This is a genomic window from uncultured Microscilla sp., from assembly GCF_947493425.1.
Lineage (GTDB): Bacteria > Bacteroidota > Bacteroidia > Cytophagales > Microscillaceae > Microscilla.
Genome location: NZ_CANLRP010000283.1, coordinates 1 through 6,094 on the forward strand (window position 1 = coordinate 1; position 6,094 = coordinate 6,094).

The window sequence follows — 6,094 nt, forward strand, 5'->3', positions numbered from 1 at the left end:
ATCATCATATTAAGGTAATATTTTCGGGAGCAAGAAACCCACTTTATTACAAAGATGTCAACAAGCCAGGCATCCAACTGTTGAAGGGTAACCGCAAGTCGGTAGGAGGGCTGCGCAACGACATAGAACAGTTTACCTCACAAGAGGTGATTTTGCCCCAAGGCAGTGTGTTGTATGCAGGCTCAGACGGTTTGCAAGACCAAAACAATGCTGCCCGAAAAAAGTTTGGTAGTCGCCGCCTGCACGATTTGCTACATGCCATTGTAAGCCAACCTTTGGCTACCCAAAAACAACGCATAGAAACCACGCTCGATCTCCATATGCAATATACTGCCCAACGCGACGATATTTTATGGGTAGGCATCAGGTTGTAGGTAGTTATATTTCCAATCTATTTGGAGTTTAATTGCCCTTATCCTTCAGAAACGCTTGGGTGAAGTGTTCACGGTGTTTGGGTTTCGCAAACTTTTCCTGATTATACGCTTGAGATTTGCCTTTGGCAATAGACAAGCTTTGCCACTGCTTGCCTTTGAGCAATTTGCCTAAAAACACAAGCTGTCCTATGTGGTAAGCATAGTGCGCCATTTGGCGATTGACTGCCTCGGTAATGGTATGCCCCATATTGCGGATATATATTGTGGTGGCAAAATTATCGGCAGTAATGCTGGCAAGTGCTTCAAAAACCGTTTGCCAACCCTCTTCCCATTTTTGCATTAATTCTTCTCGGTTTTTAATATCAGCCTCAAATTCAGCATCTCGGTTACGCCACTCTTTTTCTCCGTCCGATGTCAGAAAATCAGACCAGCGAGAGCGCATATTGCCCCACAAATGCTTGCCAATGATAGCCACCGAGTTGCTCGACTCGTTGGCTTGCCAAAATAGCTCCTCGTCAGAAAGTTGTGCCATTGTTTTTTCACCCAATAACTTGTAGTATTCAAACTGTTTTTGGGCACTTGTCAGGTAATTAATGATTTGTTCAGTGTTCATAGTTTTTAAGTATTGTTGTTTGGTTTACTGATAAAAATATTTTCAGTGAATAAGCGATGAGTTTCGAAGACTGCTTATTTACCGCTGATAATACATCACCAAAGATGCCTTTTGTAGTAAATTGGCATTGAGATAATACCCTACCATCGCTGGGCTGGCTTTTTTATCAAGCCCTAATTTTTTGGTCTTAAGTGCATATACAGTAATAATATATTGGTGTACTCCATGACCCTTAGGGGGGCAAGGACCGCCATACCCTGTTTTACCAAAATCAGTACTGCTTTGTATAGATCCATCAGGAGCCAGTTTTAGGGCAGGGTTTCCTGCGTTGGCGGGCAAAGTGTGGGTGTTGGCAGGCAAATCAAACACTACCCAATGCCACCAACCACTGCCTGTGGGTGCATCAGGGTCGTACATAGTAATGGCAAAACTTTGGGTGCCTGCTGGGGCATTTTTCCAGCTCAATTGAGGCGATTCATTTTTACCTTTACAACCAAATCCGTCAAATACATGGATGTTGGTAGCTTGCCCACCTGTGTTGGTACTTTGCAAAGTGAAGGTACCTTGAGCGTGAGCTAAATGACCAATGAGTAAAAGTGCGATACAAGTAAATATTATTTGCTTTTTCATCAATAGAAATATGATCGTGTAGAAAAATATATTGTATTGCAAAGGTCAATAATATAAGTAAAGAAGGATGTGCTCAAAAGTTCAAAGAATATCAAATTTAGCTCAATGTTGGTTGGTTCCTCTAAAATCGCCTGGGGTAGTCCCAAAATGTGTTTTGAAGATTTGAATAAAGTGTGAAATGTTTTCGAAACCCACCTCATACCCTATTTCGGTGATATTTTTTTGAGTATTGGTCAACAAGAAACGAGCCTCTTGCAAACGTCGGTTTTGTATCCAGCGGGCGGGTGATTGTTGAAATACATCTTTGAATTTACGCTTGAAAGTAGATAAGCTATACCCACCCAAAAACGCCAATTGTTCTAGTGGCATAGGCTCGCGGTAGTGTTGTTCCATCAATTGAGTAAGTGAGGTAGCCTGATCGTTTTGTAGGCTTTTCAAGAAAGTTTTAAAGGTGGTTCCTTTCGCTCCTTGGCTCAATATCCAAAACAACTCCTGTAGCTTAATTTTAAGCATGGCGTCAAAGTTGGGAGGCAAGTCAGTTCCAAAATAGTTGGTAAGTGAGTGGCTAAATGCTTGGGTGTGATCTGAAGTGGCAAGCCTAAACACCGAAAGAGAAGTCGAAGCAGTAGGGGAGGAGTGACCCAGCAAAGGAGCAGATAACTGTTGGGCAATGTCATCGTTGAAAAACACCATCAGGCTAGAGTAGTGTTGTGGTGCTTGGGCAAATTTTTCGGACATAAGATAGTTACCTTGGCGGATAAAAAAACCTTCACCTGCCTGTAATACTATTCTTTGTTGAGGTGCGTACACCTCTTTGCTCCCTTGTAGCAATAGCACCAACAAGTTGCTATTGACTTGTACACTGGCTTTTTCTGTTTCTTGCTTACTTTTATACAAAATAAGTTCAATGCCTACCTGTGAGCGTATTCGTTGATTGTATTGTTCGAAAATATGGGGTAAGTTCCAGACTTGCATAATGACCTTGTATTGTTTGATGTAATTTCGTCTTTTAGACTGAAAGTAAAAAGGCGAGATAATTTCGTTTAGTTAAAAACCAACCGCCAGCTACTATTTTACCCCAAATCAAGTTTGTAGTAGTAAGTAGAACTTGATTTGAAGGACTGTCAACATGCTATAATATTACCATTAATAAAAGAATTGAATACTATTGACCAAAACTTTTGTTTTTTCAGGTTTTTCTCCTAGCTTCATTCCTGTATTGACAAGTTTCCCCCTTATTTGACTATCCAAATCAAATCTAGGGGGGATTTTTTTTGATACACCAACAAATTTTAGCGTGTACCCATGCACCCATAAAAATACAGAAGCTCAAAAGCACATGAAACATTTCATTACCTCTGCCGACACTGATAACGTGCCTCAATTGGTACAAAAAGCCCTGGATGTAAAGCGAAACCCACGCCGCTACGATCAATTGGGGCGTTATAAAACTTTAGGTTTGTTATTTTTCAACCCAAGTCTTCGTACCCGCCTAAGTACCCAAAAAGCTGCTCAAAACTTAGGAATGTCGGTAATGGTAATGAATTTTGACAAAGATGGCTGGCAGCTTGAAACCGAAGAGGGAATAGTAATGAACGGTGGCAACGCCGAGCACGTAAAAGAAGCTGCCGCTGTTATAGGCCAATACTGCGACATTGTGGGATTACGTACTTTTGCCCGTTTGCAAGACGCTCAAGCCGATTATGAAGAAAAAATTATTCATCAGTTCAGGCAGTATGCGGGCATTCCGGTGGTGAGTCTGGAGTCTGAAATAAGGCACCCCCTACAGTCATTGACCGATTTGTTGACTATAGAATACCATCGGGCAAAAGCCAGCCTTAGTGGAAGGCCCAAAGTAGTATTGAGCTGGGCGCCTCACATTAAGGCATTGCCTCAGGCTGTAGCCAACTCGTTTTTAGAGTGGACAGCACTAATGGATTATGAGGTAGTGCTGACTCACCCCAAAGGAGCTGAGCTTTCGCCTGAGTTTACCCAAGGTGTAACCATAGAGCATGACCAACAAAAAGCATTGCAGGGGGCTGATTTTGTATACATAAAAAACTGGTCATCTTTTAGCAACTATGGACAAGTAATACAAGCGCCTGACTGGAAAATAACTCAAGAAAAGATGACTTTAACCAATCGTGCCAAACTGATGCATTGCCTGCCAGTACGCCGCAACCTGGTCATAGATGATGCAGTGTTGGATAGTGCCCAGTCAATTGTGATAGAGCAAGCAGGTAACCGCGAAACCGCTGCGCAAACTGTATTGATAGAGTTACTCAAATACTTACAAACCCAAGACGAACCCAGCGACCTTGCCCAATCATTGATTTTGTAAATAGACTCATGGAAAAACTCACTATAGTAAAAGTAGGTGGAGGTATATTGGAAGCGCCTGCTCAGTTTGATGCTTTAGTTCACCATTTTGCCCAAATAAACGGCCATAAAATATTGGTGCATGGCGGGGGTAAGGTAGCCACTCAAACTGCCAAAAGGCTAGGCGTAGAAACCCAAATGGTAGATGGCAGACGGCTGACCTCTACTGAAATGCTGGAGGTAGTGGTGATGGTATACGGTGGTTTGATAAACAAAAAAGTGGTAGCCAAACTTCAGGCGAAACAATGCAATGCGGCAGGGTTTACAGGTGCCGATGCTAACATTATTCTTGCCGAAAAACGCCCGGTCAAAACCATTGATTATGGTTGGGTGGGAGATGTGAAAGAGATCAATGCCAAAGTGCTCAAAGGTTTGTTGTCCCAAGACATTGTTCCGGTAATAGCTCCATTGACTCATGATAGGCAAGGCAACTTATATAATACCAACGCCGACACGATGGCTTCGGTGTTGGCAACGGCACTAAGTAGTTTGTATCAAGTACGTTTGTGGTATTGTTTCGAAAAGCCTGGGGTACTAGCCAATGCTCAGGATGACAATTCAGTCATTGAGCACCTCTCGATGCAGCTTTACCAAGCCTACCAACAATCAGGTGTGATTACCGATGGCATGCTCCCTAAGTTAGACAATGGTTTTGCAGCCCTGCGTCAAGGAGCACAAGAGGTAATTATTGGTACTACTACCGCACTGGGGGCAGATGCTTTTACGGGTACAAGGTTAGTGTTGTAATGGCTTTTTTCATTCGTGGAATGTGCGAAGCCTTGTGAAGTTAGCTATACGTAAGGTTTTGTACACCCGTAATTAGCTTCGAAGAGCTCCCTCTGGTCGGTTCGTAATTCGTAATTCTCAAATTCGTAATTAATTCACCACAAACAATGTTCAACAAAGAACCCTACATCAACTTATTAAAAGCGCTCATTGCCACCCCTTCGTTTAGCCGTGAAGAAGACAAAACCGCGACTATTATAGAGCACTTTATCAGGCAACGTGGGCTACAACCCCAACGGGAGGGGAACAATGTATGGGTAAAGTCGAGGCGGTTTGAGGCAGGCAAGCCCGTAGTATTGCTCAATTCGCATCACGACACGGTAAAACCCGTACAAGGCTGGCAACGCAACCCGCACGAACCCAATGAGGAAAACGGAACTATTTTTGGCCTGGGCAGCAATGATGCTGGGGCTTCGTTGGTGTCATTGTTGGCAACATTTGTATACCTCAATGCTTTGCCCAAGCGAAGCTACAATTTGATTTATGCGGCTACTGCCGAAGAAGAAATTTCGGGTAAAAATGGCATTGCCAGCATTTTGGGGCAATTGGGTACTATAAACCTGGGCGTGGTGGGTGAGCCTACCCAAATGCAAATGGCTATAGCCGAAAAAGGTTTGGTAGTGATAGATGGCGAAGCCAAAGGCAAAGCCGGGCACGCTGCCAGAAACGAGGGTGAAAATGCCATTTATAAAGCCTTGCAAGACATTCAATGGATACGAAACTATACTTTCCCGAAAAAATCGGAGTGGTTGGGTGCAGTAAAAGCCACTGTTACCCAAATAGAAGCGGGTGAACAGCACAATGTAGTACCCGATAGCTGCAAATTTGTGATTGATGTACGTACTCAGGAATGCTACAGCAACCAAGAGGTAGTAGATATTTTGCAACAACATACCCAAAGTACACTTACCCCACGTTCGTTGCGACTCAATTCGTCAGGCATTTCGGCAGACCACCCCATTGTACAAAAAGGTAAAGCCCTGGGTTTGTCTTGTTATGGTTCGCCTACCTTGTCCGATCAGGCATTGTTGCCTTTTACCACCATCAAAATAGGAGTAGGCGATTCGGCTCGCTCACACACTGCCGATGAATATGTTTTACGCCAGGAAATAGAACAAGGTATTGACACGTATTGCCAATTGTTGGAAGGGCTGGAAATTACGAATTAAACAATTACGAATGGATCAATTACGAATTACGAATGGTCGCAAAGCGACTATGATCTACCGACTCCCAACTCCGGACTAATATTCAATTACGAATGGTCGCAAAGCCACTATGGTCTACCGACTACTAACTCCGGACTAATATT

The 6,094-nt window shown here is 43.2% G+C and carries 7 protein-coding genes; 4 read left to right on the plus strand and 3 right to left on the minus strand.

What is annotated here, in order from left to right; all coding sequences use genetic code 11:
- Positions 1 to 374, plus strand: a 374-nt coding sequence (locus tag Q0954_RS32355; RefSeq protein WP_299465639.1) for a SpoIIE family protein phosphatase, incomplete at its 5' end; no start/stop codon positions are given.
- 28 nt (positions 375 to 402) lie between these two features.
- Here the strand turns inward: Q0954_RS32355 and Q0954_RS32360 are convergent.
- The 3 genes from Q0954_RS32360 to Q0954_RS32370 form a co-directional block, all read right to left on the minus strand.
- A complete protein-coding gene (locus tag Q0954_RS32360; protein ID WP_299465642.1) occupies positions 403 to 987 on the minus strand; it encodes a DUF1572 family protein in 585 nt (194 codons plus the stop codon).
- Positions 988 to 1,065: 78 nt separating this feature from the next.
- Complete coding sequence (locus Q0954_RS32365) at positions 1,066 to 1,617, minus strand: YbhB/YbcL family Raf kinase inhibitor-like protein (protein WP_299465645.1); 552 nt, start codon at positions 1,615 to 1,617, stop codon at positions 1,066 to 1,068.
- A 102-nt stretch (positions 1,618 to 1,719) separates the two neighbouring features.
- Positions 1,720 to 2,592: a helix-turn-helix domain-containing protein gene (locus tag Q0954_RS32370; protein WP_299465648.1), complete on the minus strand. Its 873-nt coding sequence runs from the start codon at positions 2,590 to 2,592 to the stop codon at positions 1,720 to 1,722.
- A gap of 364 nt (positions 2,593 to 2,956) precedes the next feature.
- Here Q0954_RS32370 and Q0954_RS32375 point away from each other — a divergent pair, with 364 nt between their 5' ends.
- From Q0954_RS32375 to Q0954_RS32385, 3 genes are all read left to right on the plus strand, one after another.
- Positions 2,957 to 3,958: an N-acetylornithine carbamoyltransferase gene (locus Q0954_RS32375; protein ID WP_299465651.1), complete on the plus strand. Its 1,002-nt coding sequence runs from the start codon at positions 2,957 to 2,959 to the stop codon at positions 3,956 to 3,958.
- Between the two features lie 8 nt (positions 3,959 to 3,966).
- The gene (gene argB / locus Q0954_RS32380; protein ID WP_299465654.1) at positions 3,967 to 4,743 is read left to right on the plus strand and encodes an acetylglutamate kinase; all 777 of its coding nucleotides are present in this window, start codon (positions 3,967 to 3,969) and stop codon (positions 4,741 to 4,743) included.
- Positions 4,744 to 4,889: 146 nt separating this feature from the next.
- Positions 4,890 to 5,951, plus strand: a complete 1,062-nt coding sequence (locus Q0954_RS32385; RefSeq protein WP_299465657.1) for a M20 family metallo-hydrolase — start codon at positions 4,890 to 4,892, stop codon at positions 5,949 to 5,951.
- Positions 5,952 to 6,094: the final 143 nt, after the last annotated feature.

Excerpts from the sequence above, each read along its gene's own strand:
- Q0954_RS32360 (WP_299465642.1), bottom strand. The coding sequence starts at position 987 with ATGAACACTGAACAAATCATTAATTACCTGACAAGTGCCCAAAAACAG.
- Q0954_RS32365 (WP_299465645.1), bottom strand. The coding sequence starts at position 1,617 with ATGAAAAAGCAAATAATATTTACTTGTATCGCACTTTTACTCATTGGT.
- Q0954_RS32370 (WP_299465648.1), bottom strand. The coding sequence starts at position 2,592 with ATGCAAGTCTGGAACTTACCCCATATTTTCGAACAATACAATCAACGA.
- Q0954_RS32375 (WP_299465651.1), top strand. The coding sequence starts at position 2,957 with ATGAAACATTTCATTACCTCTGCCGACACTGATAACGTGCCTCAATTG.
- argB (WP_299465654.1), top strand. The coding sequence starts at position 3,967 with ATGGAAAAACTCACTATAGTAAAAGTAGGTGGAGGTATATTGGAAGCG.
- Q0954_RS32385 (WP_299465657.1), top strand. The coding sequence starts at position 4,890 with ATGTTCAACAAAGAACCCTACATCAACTTATTAAAAGCGCTCATTGCC.